This is a genomic window from Streptomyces pluripotens (genome assembly GCF_000802245.2).
Taxonomy (GTDB): Bacteria; Actinomycetota; Actinomycetes; order Streptomycetales; family Streptomycetaceae; genus Streptomyces; species Streptomyces pluripotens.
In genome coordinates, this window is the sequence record NZ_CP021080.1 from 2,889,799 (window position 1) to 2,907,205 (window position 17,407).

A 17,407-nucleotide genomic window follows, 5' to 3' on the forward strand; every position below is an offset into this window, starting at 1 on the left:
CCTCACATCATGACCACGACCACCGCCGCCGCCCTCCGCACCCACGCGGACGACTACGCCACCCTGCGCACCTCCGTCGGCGCCTACCGGATCGAGGCCCCGCTGGTGCGCATCTCCGGCGACGACCGGCCGGAGCTGCTGGACCTGTTCCTGGCCAAGTCGAGCGACTACGTCGAGCCGGACACCGTCCGTGAGGTGCTGGCGCTGAACGCCGACGGGACCCCGTTCGCGATCCTGCTGCACTTCGAGATCGGCGAGGACTCCTGGCTGCTGCCGCGCACCCGGGTCGGCGCCGACGAACTGCGGGCGTACCTCGGCGAGCTGGAGTGCCCGGCGGGCGTCGAGGTGGAGATCGAGCCGGAGGGCTGGGGGGCCACCGCGTTCGAGGGGCCGACGGCCTGGTCGGTGGCGGCGAAGTTCGTCGACTTCGACATCTCCGGTCTGACCCTGCACGCGGTCACCGAGTCCGCGGTACCCGAGGACTCGGCCGCCGTGGCCCACCTGGCCCGCGTCGGCACCACCGGCGAGTACGGCTACCTGCTGATCACCGATGCTCCCGGGACCGCTCACGCGTCCGTGCTGGCCGCGGTCGAGGAGCAGGGCGGTGCACCGGTCGGCACCGAAGGGCTGGCCCGGGTACAGGCCGAGGCCGGCATGGGCGTCTACGCCTGCGGGTTCGCCGATCTCACGGTGAACCAGGCTGACCTGTCCTGGATGATCGACTGGAACCGCATCGGCGAGTTCCACGGCTCCGAGGACCTGGTGAGGCCGACGACCGAAGCGGCCAGGCTGGCCGCGCTGGCCGCCCCCGCCGACAGCCGTTTCACGGCCGGCACGCAGGTGACCGCGGCCGGGCAGACGGTCGGCACAGTCCTGTGGCAGGCGCCCGCCGCCAACCCGGAGGAGGAGCTGGTCCTCGCCCTCCTGGACGGTCCCTTCTGGGTTCCCGGCCTCGAACTCGCCGCCCGGGACGAGCAGGACGCCGAGCGTCCACTGCGCACCGCGACCCTGCCCCGTGTCATCGCCCGTTCGCTCAGCACGAGGATCTCCTGATGACCGCGCCGAGAATCGCCCTCACGGGCCTGGGGCTGATCACCGGTGCCGGGGACGACGTCGAGAAGTGCTGGTCGTCCATCTCGTCCGGGGTCTCCGGCATCCGCACCAACACCCTCTTCGACACCTCCGAGTTGCTGACCGATTGGGCGGGGATGGTCACCGGCGAGCAGCCGGAGGACCTCGACCGCTGCTACGGCCTCGCCGCAACCGCCATCCGGGAGGCCCTGGGGCGCAGCGGCCTCGACCTCGACACCGTGGACCGTGACCGGGTCGCCGTCGTGGTGGGTTCCAGCCTCGGCGCGATGCCGACGTTGGAGGGGGTCCACGCGGGCCTGGTCCACGAGGGGAAGCTGGACGCGGAGCAGGCAGCCGCTTCGCAGTTGTCCTGCGTGGGCGACTACATCGCTGCCGAGTTCGATCTGCGCGGCCCGCGCGTGGTCCTCTCCAACGCCTGTGCGGCCAGCGCGGTGGCGCTCGGCTACGCGGCCGAGCTGCTGTGGAAGGGGGACGTCGACTACGTGGTCTGCGGCGGCGTCGACCCCCTCGCCTCACTGTCGGCGTACGGGTTCAGCGCGCTGGGTGCGCTCGACCCGGAGCCCTGCTCGCCGTTGTCGGCGTCCACGGGCCTGACCCTCGGGGAGGGGGCCGGGTTCATGGTGCTGGAGCCGTCGGACCGCGCCGCCGCCCGCGGTGCCCGGGTCCTCGCGGAGCTCGGCGGTTACGGCCTGTCCTGCGACGGCTACCACCAGACCGCTCCGGACCCCAGCGGCAAGGGCGCCCGCGCCGCCATGGCCCAGGCCCTGGAGACCGCCGGTCTCACCCCGGACGACGTGGACTACCTCAACCTGCACGGCACCGGCACCCCGGCCAACGACGCCTCCGAGCCCAAGGCGGTGAAGCTGCTGTTCGGCACGGACATCCCGCCGGCCAGCTCCACCAAGTCCATCGTCGGCCACACGCTCGGCGCCGCCGGGGCAGTGGAGGCCGTCGTCAGCACCCTCGCCATCGACCGGGGCACACTGCCGCCGACCATCAACACCCGGGGCATGGACTCCCCGGCCGGCCTGGACATCATCCCCGAGACCGGCCGTGCGGCCCGGCCCGAGGTGGTCATCTCCAACTCCTTCGCCTTCGGCGGCAACAACGCCTCCGTCGTGCTGAACCGGCCCGGCAGGCCCGGTTCGGCTCCGCGCCGCACCGAACAGGTCCACGAAGTCGTCGTCACCGGCGTCGCCGGGCTGGCGGGCTCGGCCGGTACCACCGCCGACCTGGTCGCGGCCCTGGACGAGGAGCGTCCGGTCTTCGCCGGTCTGGAGCACGTCGCCGGGGTCGGCGAGGTCCCGGTCGGCCGGGTGGACGTCAAGTCCGCGTCCAGGGGGGTCAACCCGAGCCGTGCCCGGCGTATGGACCCGTTGAGCCTGCTGGCCGCCGCCGCGGTCGCGGACCTCTACGGCCGCCACGGCAAGCCTTCCCGGGCCGAGGCCGAGGGCACCGGAATCGTCTTCGCCACCGGATACGGCCCCGTCACCTCCGTCCTCCGGTTCCACAAGGGCGTCCTCCAGCAGGGCATCAGCGGGGCCAACCCGGCGCTGTTCGCCAACACGGTCGTCAACGCCGCCGCCGGACACGTGGCGATGCTCCACCGCTACCGCGGCTACACGGCGACCATCGCGAACGGCGGTACCAGCTCGGTGCTCGCGCTCCAGCTCGCCGCCCGGGTGATCGCGCGCGGCATGGCCGAGCGCATCATGGTCGTGATCGCTGACGAGTTCCCCGAGCAGGCCCTTGCCACGCAGGCCGGCCTCCCCGGCTACGCCCGCTCCCCGCACGTGGTGCCGGGCGGCCGTACCGGACAGGTGCTCAGCGAGGGCGCTGCCGCGATCCTGGTGGAGAGCCGGGCCTCGGCCGACGCCCGCGGCGCAGAGGTCCTGGCCGCGGTCAGGGGCTACGGCGCCTCCGGCGAGGCCGTGGGCATCGGCCGGCTCGGGCGGGACGGCGAGGCCTGGTCGCGCTCGCTGCGCGCGGCGATGGCCGAGGCAGGGACGGCGCCGGACGAGATCGACACCGTGGTCTCCGCGGCCTCCGGATACAGCCTGGTCGACATCGCCCAGTCCCGCGCCCTGCGCCTGGCGGGCCTCGCGGACCGCCCGCTGCTCACCCCGAAGGCGCTCCTGGGCGAGACCTACGGCAGTGCCGGCGCCCTGGGCCTGGTGGCGGCCCTGAGCGCCCCGGAGCCGCGCGGCAACGTTCTCCTGTCCAGCTTCGCCTACGGCGGCAGCTACGCGGCCGCCGTATTCGACGCGGGGGCGTGATGGGTGGGGCCACGGGGCTCGTGACGTGGCACCGGGGCCAGGAGGGGCCGGCACGGCCCGTGCGGCACGCGGGTGGCGAGGTGTCCATCGACTGCCTCGTCACCAAGCATCCCCACCTTCCCCGGGATCGGATGGGCCACCGCCTCAACGGCTCCGGGCGCTCCCTCATCATCGAGGCGGTCCGGCGGGTCCACGGCGTCGAGGTCGTCCCGCGCGATCTCGCCCGGGACGCCCACAAGCGCTGGAGCATCCCGTCGCACGGTCTCGCCGTCTCCGTCGCGCACTGCCAGGACCACAGCGCCGTCGTCCTGTCGACCGGCCCGCAGGTCGGCGTGGACCTGCAGGACGAGCGCGACCGCCCTGCGGCCATGCGCTGGCTCGGCGACCTGCTCGGTCGTCAGGAGCCTGCTGTGATCCGGGACTTCGCGGAGTGCGAGGCCCTGATCAAGGCCTCCTGGGTCACCAAGGAGACCTTCACCGGTGTCCGGCTGCCCGACTGGCAGCCGGGCTGGCGACTCACCAACGTCCCCACATTCCGGGTGTGTTCCACCGTCGTCGGCCCCGGCATGCACCTCGCCCTGGCGGCCGAGGAGGCCGCCCGGGTCCGCTGGTGGTGGCGCCGCAGCCCCACCGAGCCCGCCCTTCGTACCCCCGTCCCGCCCCTGGAGCCGGCATGACAGACACAGAGACAGCGAGCACCACACGGCCCTACACCCGCCGTCTCTCGCAGATCGAACGCGGATACCTGAACGCGGCGGCCACCGGTACTCCGCAGCTGATACAGATGGTCGTCGAGGGCGAGGGCCGTATCGAGGTCGAGGCGCTGCGGGAGGCCGTGCGGGTCGCGACCCTCGCCTCCCCGGGCCTCGCGGTGCGACGGCGCGCGGCCTCCTGGCGAGCCGACGGCCCGATCCCGCCGGTCGTCGAGCTCCCTCCCCATACGGACTCCGATGCCCCCTTCTTCCACCGCGACCTCGATGTCCGTACCGGGCCGGTGTGCGAAGTCGGCCTGGTGGACGGCCCGTCGACCCGGCTCGTCGTCCGGGCCAGCCACATTGTCACCGACGGCCGAGGGCTGAGGCAGTGGATCGCGGATGTGTTCCGGGTGCTGCGCGGGGAGGATCCGGTGGGCGCCGACTCTGTGGTCGATGACACCCACTTCCGTGCCGCGGCGGGCGAGGTGCCGCCCGCCGAGCCACCTGCCCGGCTGACGGGCCTGCCCGCGATCCTGGGCCAGGGCCCCGCCGACGGCACCCCGCTGTGGATCCGGCGCCGGGTGCGGGCCGCTCCGTCCGCGGTCACCGCCCGGGTGGCCGCCGCCCTCTCCCGGCACCTGGCCGCCGATGCGGGCCGGCTGATCATCCCGGTGGACCTGCGCCGCCATGACCGGACGATCCGCTCCACCGCCAACCTCACCTCCCAGCTGGTATTGGACATCCGGCGTGAGGACAACTGGCGACGGCTGCACGGCCAGGTCGTCCGCGCCCTGCTCGGCAAGCGCGAGATCGCCTCGCTCGGCAGGGACTTCCTGCGCTCCAACCCCTTCGCCAACTCCCTGCGGGAGGCCCGGGAACTGGACGGGACCCGCTTCCCGTGCACGGCGATCATCACTGACCACGGCCGGGTCGACACCGCTGAACTGAGCACCGGCGGCTTCACCGCCACCGCGTTCTACACGCTGCCGATGCTCGTGCCGTACGCCGAGATGTTCCTGAGCACCTGCCAGATCGGTGACGAGACCGAGCTGACGCTCTCCTGCCGCGAACGCCCGGGCGCGCGCGAGGCAGGCGAGGCGGTGCTCGACGACGTCGAGCGCGCGCTCACCGACGCGCTCTGAGAGCCGCGCCGGGAAGGCGTACCCGACCAGCTGCACCTCACTGACGCACCTCACGGCCGCACCCGACCGCCGTAACAGCCCTCTGATCCCTCGATCCGCTAAGGACACCCAGCCATGTCCCTGACCGAACAGACCGAAGAGGACGCCCCGAGTCCGCCGTCGGGGCCCTCCGGCCCCACCCTCATTACCCTCGCCGCGGCCATCACCGGCGGCTTCCTCGCCCTGCTCGACACCACGATCGTCAACGTGTCCCTGCACGACACGACGGTCCGCTTCGGCGACATCGGCCATGTCCAGTGGGTGGTGACCACCTATCTGATCGCCCTGGCGGCGACGATGCCGGCCACCGGCTGGCTGGCCACCCGGTTCGGTGTGCGGCGTGTCTTCGCCGGTGCGACCGTGCTGTTCGCGCTGGGCTCGGCGAGCTGTGCGCTCAGCCAGACCCTGCCGGAACTGATCACCGCGCGGGGCGTGTCCGGCGCGGCGGCCGGTGTCCTCACGCCCGTCTCCACGATCCTGCTGACCCGTGGCGTGCCCCGTGAACAGTTGGGCCGCGTGCAGGGCCTGAACGGCACTGTCATGTTGATCAGCCCGCTCCTCGGCCCCACCGTCGGCGGCCTGCTGGTCCAGGCGGGCGGCTGGTCCGCCGTGTACGTCGTCAACATCCCGCTGTGTGCCGCCCTGCTCGCGGTCACCTTGTGGAGGGTGCCCAAGGACACCCCGGCCGGCGGGAACGCGAAACCGCTGGACGTGGTGGGCCTGCTGTCCTCCGGTGCCTGCACGGTGTGCATGGTGCTGGCCATCCACGAGTTCTCCGGCCATGCCCTGGAGGGCACGGCGGCCTTCCTGGTCCCGCTGGCCCTCGCCGTGGCGAGCGGTGCCGTGTTCGTCGTGCGGGAGCTGCGTGCGAGGTTCCCGCTGCTGGACGTACGCCTGTTCGCGAACCGGGTCTACCGCACGGCCGCCATCAACATCTTCTGCCTGGGCTTCGTCCTCTACTCACCGATGATGCTGATCCCGCTGTACTTCGAGACCGCGCGCGGTGAGAGCGCCGTGACCACGGGCCTGTTGATGTCCACGGGCGGTCTCGGCGTGGTCTCGGCCGCCTGGCTGTGCCAGGTCCTGATGAAGCGCATCGGCGGGGGCGGCACCGTCCTGGCGGGCATCGTCCTGACGATCCTCGCGACGGCGCCGCTGACCACGCTGTCCGGCCACTCGTCGTACGTCATGCTGTGCGCCAGTCTGGTGGTGCGGGGCCTGGGCACCGGTCTGACGATCGTGCCGGCGATGACCCGGGCCTTCCAGTCGATCCGGCCCGAGTCCATCCCGGACGCCTCCTCGCAGCTGAACCTGATCCAGCGGATCGGCGGCGCGTTGGCCCTGGCCGTGGTGACGGTGTTCCTGGAGCAGGCGGCGCGCCGGCTCCACGGGCTGGTGCCGGGCGCCTTCGCCCACTCCTTCGCTTGGCTCCTCGGTATCTACGCCGTCACCCTGCTGCCTGCTCTGGCGCTTCTCCTCGCCGACCGCAGGGAGGCCCGCCTGAGCGGAGCGGAAGCGTAGGCACCGGTGGGGACGCTCCGGTCAGCGCGTGGCGGGGAGCCAGCCGTCCTGGACGGCATGCACCCCCGCCTCGAAGCGGCTGCGGGCGTCCAGGCGTTCCATCAGGGTCGCCGCGATGCGTCGGGCCGTGCGTGGGGAGACACCGAGGCGTTTGGCGATGGACTCGTCGGTGGAGCCCTGGGCGAGCATCTTGAGGACGGCGCGCTCCTGCGGCGGCATCCCGTTCGCCTCGTGCTTCGGGGCGGCCCCCAGCGGTGTCGCCGTACTCCACACGCTCTCGAACAGGGCGCACAGGGCGACGACCGTACCGGCGCCGCTCAGCACCACCCCGCCGGCCCGCGCATCGTCGGTGTCGATGGGCAGCACCGCCCGGCTCCGGTCGAAGATGATCATCCGGATCGGCAGGTCGGGCGCGGTACGCACCTGCCTGTCACGCGCGTGCAGCCAACGGGCGTGGTCCCGCGTGGGCGGGTGGTTGCGCATGCTGTCCAGGTAGATGGTCCGCGTGCGGACACCCCGGTTGAGCAGCGCGGGGTTCGGCGCCCAGCTGGTCGCGAGATCGTCGGGCAGGTGCGCGCCGCCCGGCGCGAAGGTGGCGACCTCGTACTGCGCGAACTGGGCGAGCTCCGCCAGCCGCTCCCGGATCGCCTCCAGGTCGGTCAGCTGTTCTGATTCGCTCTCCTTGGCGACCGTCCGCAGTGACGAACACTCGGCGATCAGTTGGGCCGCGGCGGCCCTGGACGCCTCCACGCGCATCTGTTGTGCCACCAGTTCTGCCTGCTGGCGGGCCAGCAGGATCTTCATCGCGGCCTCCGGGCCGATCGCCCGGAACCCGATTCCCTCGCGGGCCGACGGCTGGATCAGAGCGAGTTCACTGAGCCGGTCCAGACCGGACCGGACCCTTTCCTCAGCCAGGCCCAGCCGGGCCGCCAGACATGCGACGCCATCCCGGGGATTGGTCAGCATCCCCCGGTAGATGGCTTCAGCCTCGGAGTCGAGGCCCAAAACGTCCAACATGATGGGATCCCCCTGTACGACACCGCCACATATCGCACATACGATCTTCGAAAAATTGTTGCCCTGAGCTTACTGACCTTGGAGCGCGAACGGTCCAGGACGATGGGTCGATTTCAAGCCAACGGTTCGGAATTCAATCAATACCGGGTCGGTGCGGGCGGGTACGCAGGCTGGACCATTCGTGTTCCCGAGAAGGCCACGGGGATGACGTTTTATGCCATGGCACAAAGCGTCCAGGGCGGGCCCCTCCATCGTGCCGAGCGTGAATCGAAGATGAAGTCATGCATCTCATCCACGTGCGCCTGAGATCCCCTTTCGGAGGTCCGGAACGCTCCCGACTCGCCGCACTGATCTCCTCGTACGCCGAGGAGGCGGACGGGCTGGAGCACGTTTCCGTCCACCGGCGCGTTCTGGGGGAGGTGACCCTGGGCCTGTTTCTCCTGGCGGGCAGCCTCGCCATCGCCGAGGAATCAGCGGCACGGCTCGTCGCGCGGGCCCTGAGCAGCCACGCCGAGCTGCACGGACACACCATCCTCAGCGTCGGCGCCGCCCTGGTACCCGGCCCCTGGTGGAACTCCTGACCTCCACGTCACCCCAGGTCGGGGTGGACGGGTTAGGTCACTGCATGTTCCGTCCACCCGGAATCCGTTCCTTCCGGAACCACGGTCGCCCACAGTGGGGACAGCGCCGGGAAAGGGAACGGCGAAGCAGCCCGGAGCATTCGACTCCGTGGAGCAGAGCGGCGGCGCGCAAGCAATTGCCGGTGAACGAGAAGGAAATTCACGATGGGCACCCGTTTCTCCGCGAGCCCCACCAGGAACGCCACGCACACCGCGGCGACCGGCCTGGAGGCCCATGCCGACGAGATCCTCGCCGACATAACCTGGGGCAGCTGAGAAGCCCCGGTGACCGGTGCCGAACCAAGGTGAGCGTGTCAGGTGGCAGAAGAAGACATGGAATTCCTGGTCCTGGGTTCTCTGGAAACGCGTGAATCGGGCGAACCGATCCCCGTCCGGGGCATGCGCCAGCAGCGGCTCCTCGCCCTGCTGCTCCTCAACGCCAATCGGGTCGTCCCGGTGGACGTGCTCGTGGACGAACTGTGGCAGGACCCCCCTTCCTCGGCCCGCCCGCAGATCCACAACGCGATCCGCGACCTGCGTCGCATCCTCCCCGCCACCGGCGGCGCCAGCCTGGTCACGGTCAACGTCGGCTACCGGCTCGTCGTACGCGAGGACGCCATCGACGCCCACCGCTTCACCAGCCGCGTCCGCGCCGCCAAGGTGGCGGAGCGGGAGGGCCGGTGCGGCGAGGCCATCCGGCTGCTCCAGGCAGCGGTGGACCTCTGGCGGGGCGACGCCTTCGCCGGCATCCAGTGTCCGGCGATCACCAGCGCTGCCGTCAAACTCAACGAGCAGCGACTGACCGCCATCGAGGACCTCATGGCGCTCCGTCTGCGGATCGGCGAGACCAGTTCCCTGGTCGGCGAATTGCACGCACTGATCGCCGAATACCCGCTGCGCGACTCCCTCCGCGCCAGCCTGATGATCGCGCTGTGCCGCAGCGGGCGACAGGCCGACGCCCTCGCGGTCTACAACGAGGGCCGCCGCTTCCTGGTGGACGCGCTCGGCCTCGAACCGAGCCCCCAACTGCGTGCGTTGCACGCCGCGATCCTCGCCAACTCGCCGAACGTGCACGGCGCCGGCACCTCCGACCTCGCGACCAGCCGTTCCCAGTCCCCGCAGGACCGCGCCCCGGCGGCACCCGGCGCCCCCCGCAACTACCTGCCGTACGACCTCGTGGACTTCACGGGCCGCGCCGCCGAGGTGGACGCCGTGCTGGCCGTGACCGGAGGAGAGCAGAGCCGTTCACCGGTCATGGTCGTGATCGACGGCATGGGCGGCGTCGGCAAGACCACACTCGCCGTACACCTCGCCCACCGTGTCACCCCGCACTACCCGGACGGCCAGTACTTCATCAACCTGCACGGGTTCAGCGCCACCCGGTCACCGATGCCGACCGAACGCGCCCTCGGCCTGCTCCTCCAGGCAAACGGACTCGCCCCCAAGGAGATCCCGGACACCCTGGAGGAACGCAGCGCCCTGTGGCGTTCGCGCCTGGCGGGTCGGCGCTGCCTGATCGTCCTCGATGACGCCGCCGACAGCGCTCACGTCACTCCCCTGCTGCCGGGCACCGGCGGCTCGCTGGTGCTGGTCACCAGCCGCCGCAAGCTCACCGCACTGGACGGCGCACAGCCGCTCTGCCTCGACGTCCTGCCCCATGGCGACGCCGTCACCCTCTTCACCCGGATCGTCGGCAAGCCGCGCGCCGCCCACGACCCCGCGCGGACCACCGAAGCGGTCGAGCTGTGCGGCCGACTCCCCCTCGCCCTGCGCATCGCCGCGACCCGGCTGCGCGACCGTCCGTCATGGGCGGTGGCCGACCTCGTCGAACGCCTCGCCGACACAGCACAGCGCTCCCGCTGCCTACGCACCGCCGACCGCGACCTGATGGCTGCACTGCGGGTGTCGTACAACCAACTCACCCAATCTGAAAGGAAGTTCAGCCGCCTCATCAGCCTTCACCCGTCCTCCTCGTACGACGTTCCGCACGCCGCCGCCATCACGGGGCTGCCCGCAGCCGACGTGGAGCACCACTTCGACGTGCTGGTCGAGAACAACCTCATCCGGGAGGAGTCGCCGGCCCGCTACTCCTTCCACCGCCTGGTCCGGGACTGCACACGGGAGTTGCTGGCGGAGGACGCCCCGGTGGCGGTGTGAGCGGGAGCACCGCGCCGGCCGCGCCACCGGTCCGGTCCCGCCGTACGAACGGCTCCGTGCCCGGCTCGCCGCGCCGATCAGTACCGGACTGAGGCCCCGGCACAGCTGGGGATCACCGCCGGCAGCTGCCCCATGGCGCCGGTCTTCGTCATACTGGCAGGGACACGCACCATCTGCGACACGCATCCGCGTGCCGCGCTCCAGGCACCACCGAGACCCACGTCCCCCTTTGACCAGGAACCGGACCCCCGGCATGACCGTCTGCCTGCTCCTGCTAAGTGCCGTCGCCCTGACGGCCGCCGTGCCGGCGCCGCGCGCGCTGGCCCGGGCCGCCTGGCCCGAGCGGGAACCCGTGGTCGCGCTGTGGGTGTGGCAGTGCCTCGTCGCGTCCGTCCTGCTGTGCTGCCTGGCCTCACTCGTGCTGGGCACGGCAGCCGTCTTCCACACCGTCCGTGACCATGTGTTCGCCCCCGCGCCGCCCGCCGTCACCGCCGCTTACGACCTCTCCGCCGCGCCGGTATGGGCCACCACCCTCACCGGGCTGCTGGCCTGCGGAGCCGCCTGGACGACCGCGGTGCTGGCCCGGGAACTCGTCGAGGCCCGCCGCAGCCGGGGACAAGCCCGGGCGCATCTGCGCGAGCGCGCCCCCGAGCTTCCGGCCGGGCTACCCGTGGCGCGCGGGCCGATGCTGGTGCTGGAGGAGGAGTACCCGGACGCCTGGTGGATGCCGGGCCATCCCCCGCAGCTGGTCGTCACCACGGGAGCACTGCAGCGCCTCACAGACCGTCAGCTGGACGCCGTCCTCACGCATGAGCGCGGTCATGCCCGCGCGCACCACGACTGGCTGCTGCATCTGTCGACCGCGCTCGCCGCGGGCTTCCCGCGCGTGCCGCTCTTCACCCACTTCTGTGAACAGACGCACCGCCTGGTCGAGCTAGCGGCCGATGACGCGGCATCCCGGCGTTGTGGTCACCTCACCACGGCTCTCGCACTGATCGAACTGAACCAGCACCGGGGCGTCCTCTCCTGCGCCTCCAGCCACCGCCTCCTCGGCGAACGTGTGGACCGCCTGTTGGAACCCCCACCGCGGTTGCTGCGTAGCCACCGGGCGCTCACCACGACCGTGGCCGCGTTGGCTCCCCTACTGCCGCTGCTGATCACGTTCGCCCCGGGACTCACCGCGCTGTCCTGACGCGCACCACGGCCGGCCGTAGTGACGCCGGCACTGCGGCGCGTGCGGCTATGCCCAGTCCTCCGGCTCCGGCCCGTCCTCCGGCTCGGGCCAGTCCCCCTCCGCCGACCCGATGTCCGCCGACCCGATGTCCGCCGGGTCCGAGCCGCCGGACACGCCCGAGCCACCCGCCGGGTCCGAGCCGCGCAGAGAGGCGAGCACCTCCATGACCCCTTCCCCGTACGTCGCCAGCTTCTTCTCGCCGACTCCGCTCACCGTGCCCAGCTCGCGCACCGACGCCGGCCACCGGGTGATGATCTCCCGCAGAGTGGCGTCGTGGAAGATGACGTACGCCGGGACACCCTGCTCCCGGGCCCGCTCGGCGCGCCAGGCACGCAAGGCCTCGAAGGCCGGGAGCAGTTCGCCGGGCAGTTCCGGCACGGCGGTCTTCGCCGTGCGGTCGCCGCCGGCGGAACCAGCCGTCCGGGACCTGGAGCCGGCCGGCTTCTTCGGCTCCTTACGCAGCGGCACCTCGCGCTCCTGCCGCAGGACCGAGCCGCTCGCTTCGGTGAGCACCAGCGTGCCGTACTCCCCCTCGACCGCGAGCAGTCCCTGGGCCAGCAGCTGGCGGATGGTGCCCCGCCAGTCGCCCTCGGTGAGGTCCTGCCCGATCCCGAAGACGGACAGCTGGTCGTGATCGAACTGGATCACCTTGGCGGTGCGCTTGCCGAGCAGGATGTCGATGATCTGTACCGCACCGAACTTCTGTCCGCGCTCTCGCTGCAGCCGCACCACCGTCGACAGCACCTTCTGCGCGGCGACCGTGCCGTCCCAGGTCTCCGGCGGGACGAGGCAGGTGTCGCAGTTGCCGCAGCCCTGCGCACCGGGCTGCTGGCCGAAATAGGCGAGGAGCTGACCGCGGCGGCACCGGGCGGTCTCGCACAGCGCGAGCATGGCGTCGAGGTGGTTGGCGGCCCGGCGGCGGAACGCCTCGTCCCCCTCACCGGACTGGATCAGCTTGCGCTGCTGGATGACGTCGTTCAGACCGTACGCCATCCAGGCTGTGGACGGCAGGCCGTCACGGCCCGCGCGGCCGGTCTCCTGGTAGTAGCCCTCGATGGACTTGGGCAGGTCCAGGTGGGCGACGAAGCGCACGTCCGGCTTGTCGATGCCCATGCCGAAGGCGATGGTCGCCACCACGACCAGGCCGTCCTCACGCAGGAACCGGGACTGGTGCGCGGCACGGGTGGCCGCGTCCAGGCCCGCGTGGTACGGGACCGCCTCGATGCCGTTGGCGGTGAGGAACTCCGCGGTGCGCTCCACCGAGTTACGCGAAAGGCAGTACACGATACCGGCGTCGCCCGCGTGCTCCTCCCTGAGGAAGGCGAGCAGCTGCTTCTTGGGGTCGGCCTTGGGCACGATCCGGTACTGGATGTTGGGCCGGTCGAAGCTGGCGACGAAGTGCCGGGCCGTCGGCAGATCGAGCCGCCCGGTGATCTCCTGGTGGGTGGCGTGGGTGGCCGTGGCGGTGAGGGCGATCCGCGGGACGTCCGGCCAGCGCTCCCCGAGGAGCGACAGGGCCAGGTAGTCGGGGCGGAAGTCGTGGCCCCACTGGGACACGCAGTGCGCCTCGTCGATCGCGAAGAGGGAAATCTTGCCGCGGGAGAGCAGGTCGAGCGTGGCCTCCACCCGCAGCCGCTCCGGCGCCAGGTACAACAGGTCCAGCTCGCCGGCCAGGAACTCGGCCTCGACCATCCGCCGCTCGTCGAAGTCCTGTGTGGAGTTGATGAATCCGGCCCGCACGCCCAGGGCGCGCAGGGCGTCCACCTGGTCCTGCATCAGCGCGATCAGCGGTGAGATCACCACGCCGGTGCCGGGCCGTACCAGGGCCGGGATCTGGTAGCACAGCGACTTGCCGCCACCGGTGGGCATGAGGACGAGGGCGTCGCCGCCCGCCACCACGTGCTCGATGATCGCCTGCTGCTCGCCCCGGAAGACCTCGTATCCGAAGACCCGGTGCAGCGTGGCCAGCGCCTCGCTCTCCGTCACTGGCATGTCCGTGATACCGCCCGTCCCGCCCATCGTCTCGCCCCCGTCGTCGTCCCTCGACCGCTGCCTCCACGATAGGGGGCCGGACCGACCGTACTGGAGTTGTCCACAGGATCACCCCCGCGTTCCCCGTCGGGGACACCGTCCTCGTGCGCATCTTCGGGGGGCCTCAGCGAAGAGGGCCGTTGCCGCAGTGCAACGCCTTCGAGCTGGAGCCGACCACCGGGCCTCCACCGGCACCGGCGTCTTCCGCGCGCGCATGAAGCGGGACGTGCCGTTCCCGGTGGACCTCGACCTGACGCAGATCACGGAACGCCGTGACGGTGATCGATGACCTCGCCGGACACGCCGCTGCCCGGCACCTACCGGAAGGCGGGTGCCGGGCAGCGGCGTGTCCAAGAGCGCGTCAGCGAACGAACACCCCGGCCTGGCCCGCGAGGTCCAGGAAGTACTGCGGCGCCACGCCGAACACCACCGTGACCGCCACGCCGATGCCGATCGCCGCCATGGTCAGGGGCGAGGGCACGGCCACGGTCGGCCCCTCCGGCCTCGGCTCGCTGAAGAACATCAGCACGATGACACGGATGTAGAAGAACGCGGCGATCGCCGAGGAGATCACACCGATCACGACCAACGGGGCCGCCCCACCGTCCGCCGCCGCCTTGAACACGGCGAACTTCCCGGTGAACCCTGAGGTCAGCGGAATGCCGGCGAAGGCCAGCAGGAACACCGCGAACACGGCCGCCACCAGCGGCGACCGGCGGCCGAGCCCCGCCCACTTCGACAGGTGGGTCGCCTCGCCGCCCGCGTCGCGCACCAGCGTGACCACGGCGAACGCGCCGATCGTGACGAAGGAGTACGCGGCCAGGTAGAAGAGGACGGACGACACCCCGTCCTTGGACGTGGCGATGACACCGGCGAGGATGAACCCGGCGTGCGCGATGGACGAGTACGCCAGCAACCGTTTGATGTCGGTCTGCGTGATGGCGAGGATCGCACCGCCCAGCATGGTGATGATCGCCACTGCCCACATGACCGGACGCCAGTCCCAGCGCATGCCGGGCAGCACGACGTACAGCAGGCGCAGCAGCGCCCCGAACGCCGCGACCTTCGTGGCCGCCGCCATGAAACCGGTCACCGGGGTCGGTGCACCCTGGTAGACGTCGGGCGTCCACATGTGGAAGGGCACCGCACCCACCTTGAACAGCAGCCCCATCGTGACCATGGCGGCGCCCATCAGCAGCAGTACGTCGTTGCCCATGGTGTTGGCCAGTGCCGGATCGACGGTGCGGACCGTGCCGTCGACGACCTCGGCGATCCGCGCGTACGACACCGAGCCCGCGTAGCCGTACAACAGCGCGATGCCGAACAGGGTGAACGCCGAGGCGAACGCGCCGAGCAGGAAGTACTTGACCGCGGCCTCCTGCGACATCAGCCGCTTGCGGCGGGCCAGCGCGCACAGCAGGTACAGCGGCAGGGAGAAGACCTCCAGGGCCACGAACAGCGTCAGCAGGTCGTTGGCCGAGGGGAACACCAGCATGCCGCCGATCGCGAAGAGCAGCAGCGGGAAGACCTCCGTGGTCGTGAAACCGGCCTTGACCGCGGCCTTCTCGCTGTCACCGCCCGGCACGGACGCGGCCTGCGCGGCGAAGGAGTCCACCCGGTTGCCGTGTGCCGCCGGGTCCAGCCGCCGCTCGGCGAACGTGAAGAGTCCGACCAGACCGGCCAGCAGGATCGTGCCCTGCAGGAAGAGGGACGGGCCGTCGACCGCGATCGCCCCCATGGCCGCGATGTGCGCCTTGGTGGTGCCGTATCCGTCGGCCGCGAGCGCCACGACGGCGGCGAACGCGGCGCACAGCGCCACGGCGGACACGAACACCTGTGCGAAATAACGGGACTTGCGCGGAACGAAGGCCTCGACCAGCACCCCGAGCAGTGCGGCGCCGATGACGATCAGCGTCGGCGACAATTGTCCGTATTCGATCTTCGGCGCGTCGATCTTCGAGATCGAGCCGGCCGCGGTTGTCCACAGGCTGTGGACGGCTACTGCGCTCACTTGGCCGCCTCCACCTCGGGCTGGGGATCCTTCTTGTGTACGTCGGACAGGGTCTGTTTGACCGCCGGGTTGACGATGTCCGTGACGGGCTTCGGATAGACGCCCAGGAAGATCAGCAGCACGATCAACGGGGCGACGACCACGAGTTCCCGCGCGCGCAGGTCGGGCATCGCCGAGACCTCGGGCTTCACCGGGCCCGTCATCGTCCGCTGGTACAGGACGAGGGTGTAGAGCGCGGCGAGGACGATGCCGAAGGTGGCGACGATGCCGATCACCGGGTAGCGCGTGAACGTGCCGACCAGGACCAGGAACTCGCTGACGAACGGAGCGAGTCCGGGCAGCGAGAGGGTGGCGAGGCCACCGATCAGGAAGGTGCCGGCGAGTACCGGGGCCACCTTCTGCACGCCGCCGTAGTCGGCGATGAGCCGCGAGCCGCGCCGGGAGATCAGGAACCCGGCCACCAGCATCAGCGCAGCCGTGGAGATGCCATGGTTGACCATGTACAGCGTGGCACCGGACTGCCCCTGGCTGGTCATCGCGAAGACGCCCATGATGATGAAGCCGAAGTGCGAGATCGACGCGTACGCCACCAGACGCTTGATGTCACGCTGACCGACGGCGAGCAGCGCACCGTAGACGATGCTGATCAGGGCCAGTACCAGGATGACCGGCGTCGCCCACTTGCTGGCCCCGGGGAACAGCTGGAGGCAGAAGCGGAGCATCGCGAAAGTGCCCACTTTGTCGACGACCGCAGTGATGAGGACGGCGACCGGGGCGGTGGACTCCTGCATGGCGTTGGGCAGCCAGGTGTGCAGCGGCCACAGCGGCGCCTTCACCGCGAAGGCGAAGAAGAAGCCGAGGAACAACCAGCGTTCGGTGCTGGTCGCCATGTGCAGCGAACCGCTCGCGCGGGCCTCGGCGATCTGCTGGAGGGAGAAGTTCCCGGCCACCACGTAGAGCCCGATCACCGCGGCCAGCATGATCAGACCGCCGACCAGGTTGTAGAGCAGGAACTTGACCGCCGCGTACGACCGCTGGGTGGCCGCCGCCGCCTCACCGTGCTCGTACGCACGGTCCCCGAAGCCGCCGATGAGGAAGTACATCGGGATGAGCATGGCTTCGAAGAAGATGTAGAAGAGGAAGACGTCGGTGGCCTCGAACGAGATGATCACCATCGCCTCGACGGCGAGGATCAGCGCGAAGAAGCCCTGAGTGGGGCGCCAGCGGCGGCTGCCGGTCTCCAGCGGGTCGGCATCGTGCCAACCCGCGAGGATGATGAACGGAATCAGCAGGGCGGTCAGGGCGATCAGCACCACCGCAATGCCGTCGACGCCCAGCTCGTAGCGAACCCCGAAGGCCTTGATCCAGGGATGGGACTCGGTGAGTTGGTAACGGCCGCCGCCAGGGTCGAAGCGGACCAGGACCGCGATCGCCAGGCCGAGGGTGGCGAGTGAGGCGACCAGCGCGAGCCATTTGGCGGCAGTGCGCCGGGCGGCCGGGACGGCGGCCGTGGCGACCGCCCCCAGAGCCGGTAGCACCGCCGTCGCTGTCAGCAGAGGAAAGGACATCGGT

The 17,407-nt window shown here is 70.9% G+C and carries 12 protein-coding genes; 8 read left to right on the forward strand and 4 right to left on the reverse strand.

The features are described 5' to 3' along the window. The first annotated feature begins 9 nt into the window (after positions 1 to 9). The 5 genes from LK06_RS12840 (at position 10) to LK06_RS12860 (ending at position 6,765) form a co-directional block, all read left to right on the forward strand. Positions 10 to 1,053 carry an aminomethyltransferase family protein gene (locus LK06_RS12840; RefSeq protein WP_039651105.1) on the forward strand — a complete coding sequence of 348 codons (1,044 nt, stop codon included), beginning with the start codon at positions 10 to 12 and terminating at the stop codon, positions 1,051 to 1,053. Further along, positions 1,053 to 3,368: a beta-ketoacyl-[acyl-carrier-protein] synthase family protein gene (locus tag LK06_RS12845; protein WP_039651103.1), complete on the forward strand. Its 2,316-nt coding sequence runs from the start codon at positions 1,053 to 1,055 to the stop codon at positions 3,366 to 3,368. The genes LK06_RS12840 and LK06_RS12845 overlap by 1 nt, the downstream gene beginning before the upstream one ends. A gap of 80 nt (positions 3,369 to 3,448) precedes the next feature. Next, positions 3,449 to 4,045: a 4'-phosphopantetheinyl transferase family protein gene (locus tag LK06_RS12850; protein ID WP_174673857.1), complete on the forward strand. Its 597-nt coding sequence runs from the start codon at positions 3,449 to 3,451 to the stop codon at positions 4,043 to 4,045. Then, positions 4,042 to 5,205 carry a hypothetical protein gene (locus LK06_RS12855; RefSeq protein WP_039651102.1) on the forward strand — a complete coding sequence of 388 codons (1,164 nt, stop codon included), beginning with the start codon at positions 4,042 to 4,044 and terminating at the stop codon, positions 5,203 to 5,205. Before LK06_RS12850 ends, LK06_RS12855 begins: the two co-directional genes overlap by 4 nt. A 114-nt stretch (positions 5,206 to 5,319) precedes the next feature. Beyond that, a complete protein-coding gene (locus LK06_RS12860) occupies positions 5,320 to 6,765 on the forward strand; it encodes a DHA2 family efflux MFS transporter permease subunit (protein WP_052269840.1) in 1,446 nt (481 codons plus the stop codon). Positions 6,766 to 6,786: 21 nt separating this feature from the next. Here LK06_RS12860 and LK06_RS12865 read toward each other — a convergent pair whose 3' ends face one another. After that, complete coding sequence (locus LK06_RS12865; protein ID WP_039651100.1) at positions 6,787 to 7,782, reverse strand: LuxR C-terminal-related transcriptional regulator; 996 nt, start codon at positions 7,780 to 7,782, stop codon at positions 6,787 to 6,789. Positions 7,783 to 8,063: 281 nt separating this feature from the next. Between LK06_RS12865 and LK06_RS12870 the strand changes: the two genes are divergently transcribed. The 3 genes from LK06_RS12870 (at position 8,064) to LK06_RS12880 (ending at position 11,751) form a co-directional block, all read left to right on the forward strand. Next, the gene (locus LK06_RS12870) at positions 8,064 to 8,363 is read left to right on the forward strand and encodes a hypothetical protein (protein WP_052269839.1); all 300 of its coding nucleotides are present in this window, start codon (positions 8,064 to 8,066) and stop codon (positions 8,361 to 8,363) included. Between the two features lie 357 nt (positions 8,364 to 8,720). Then, positions 8,721 to 10,559, forward strand: coding sequence for an AfsR/SARP family transcriptional regulator (locus LK06_RS12875; protein WP_234367401.1), 1,839 nt, complete (start codon positions 8,721 to 8,723; stop codon positions 10,557 to 10,559). A 253-nt stretch (positions 10,560 to 10,812) separates the two neighbouring features. Then, positions 10,813 to 11,751 carry a M56 family metallopeptidase gene (locus LK06_RS12880; protein ID WP_039651098.1) on the forward strand — a complete coding sequence of 313 codons (939 nt, stop codon included), beginning with the start codon at positions 10,813 to 10,815 and terminating at the stop codon, positions 11,749 to 11,751. A 48-nt stretch (positions 11,752 to 11,799) separates the two neighbouring features. On the opposite strand, the gene recQ is transcribed toward LK06_RS12880, so the two are convergent. From recQ to LK06_RS12895, 3 genes are all read right to left on the reverse strand, one after another. Then, a complete protein-coding gene (recQ, locus tag LK06_RS12885) occupies positions 11,800 to 13,812 on the reverse strand; it encodes a DNA helicase RecQ (protein ID WP_039651096.1) in 2,013 nt (670 codons plus the stop codon). A gap of 373 nt (positions 13,813 to 14,185) precedes the next feature. Next, positions 14,186 to 15,835, reverse strand: a complete 1,650-nt coding sequence (gene nuoN, locus LK06_RS12890) for an NADH-quinone oxidoreductase subunit NuoN (protein ID WP_039651095.1) — start codon at positions 15,833 to 15,835, stop codon at positions 14,186 to 14,188. Then, positions 15,832 to 17,403 carry an NADH-quinone oxidoreductase subunit M gene (locus LK06_RS12895; RefSeq protein ID WP_039651093.1) on the reverse strand — a complete coding sequence of 524 codons (1,572 nt, stop codon included), beginning with the start codon at positions 17,401 to 17,403 and terminating at the stop codon, positions 15,832 to 15,834. The genes nuoN and LK06_RS12895 overlap by 4 nt, the downstream gene beginning before the upstream one ends. Positions 17,404 to 17,407: the final 4 nt, after the last annotated feature.